The organism is Nonomuraea sp. NPDC048901, assembly GCF_040649695.1.
Lineage (GTDB): Bacteria > Actinomycetota > Actinomycetes > Streptosporangiales > Streptosporangiaceae > Nonomuraea.
On sequence record NZ_JBEZFW010000057.1, the window covers coordinates 1,495 to 2,748 of the forward strand.

A 1,254-nucleotide genomic window follows, 5' to 3' on the forward strand; every position below is an offset into this window, starting at 1 on the left:
CTCCCTACATGCTTACCCCAGGACAACCATCGCCTGGGCTGGACTACCTTCCTGCGTCACCCCATCGCTTACCTACTACCCGATCGGATCGAGCGTTCAGCCTCACCCCTAGTCCCGAAGGACATCAGAGGACTTAAGGACTCTTAGCATCACGAGGTTCGATATGGGCGCATTGAAGCGGGTACGGGAATATCAACCCGTTGTCCATCGACTACGCCTGTCGGCCTCGCCTTAGGTCCCGACTTACCCTGGGCGGATTAGCCTGCCCCAGGAACCCTTGGTCATCCGGCGCGAGGGTTTCTCACCCTCGATTCGCTACTCATGCCTGCATTCTCACTCGTGTACGCTCCACGGCTAGATCACTCTGCCGCTTCACCGCATACACGACGCTCCCCTACCCATCAACACAGACGAATCTGCATCAATGCCACGACTTCGGCGGTGTACTTGAGCCCCGCTACATTGTCGGCGCGGAATCACTTGACCAGTGAGCTATTACGCACTCTTTCAAGGGTGGCTGCTTCTAAGCCAACCTCCTGGTTGTCTCTGCGACTCCACATCCTTTCCCACTTAGCACACGCTTAGGGGCCTTAGTCGGTGATCTGGGCTGTTTCCCTCTCGACTACGAACCTTATCGCCCGCAGTCTCACTGCCACGCTCTCACTTACCGGCATTCGGAGTTTGGCTGACGTCAGTAACCTTGTCGGGCCCATCAGCCATCCAGTGCTCTACCTCCGGCAAGAAACACGCGACGCTGCACCTAAATGCATTTCGGGGAGAACCAGCTATCACGGAGTTTGATTGGCCTTTCACCCCTACACACAGATCATCCCCCAGGTTTTCAACCCTGGTGGGTTCGGTCCTCCACCCAGTCTTACCTGAGCTTCAACCTGCCCATGCGTAGATCACTCCGCTTCGGGTCTACAGCATGCGACTCAAACGCCCTCTTCAGACTCGCTTTCGCTACGGCTCCCCCACACGGGTTAACCTCGCCACACACCATAACTCGCAGGCTCATTCTTCAAAAGGCACGCAGTCACATCACAACCGTTCCGAAGAACGGCTAAGCTCCTACGGCTTGTAGGCACACGGTTTCAGGTACTATTTCACGACCCCTCACCGGGGCACTTTTCACCTTTCCCTCACGGTACTCGTGCACTATCGGTCACCAGGGAGTATTTAGGCTTACCAGGTGGTCCTGGCAGATTCACACAGGATTTCTCGGGCCCCGTGCTACTTGGGATCCCCTCAAGA

The 1,254-nt window shown here is 56.4% G+C and carries 1 rRNA gene (only partly in view); it reads right to left on the reverse strand.

The annotated features are described in order from the left end of the window. A 23S ribosomal RNA gene (locus AB0C30_RS59765) occupies nt 1-1,254 on the reverse strand (it extends past both window edges: 1,489 nt to the left, 183 nt to the right).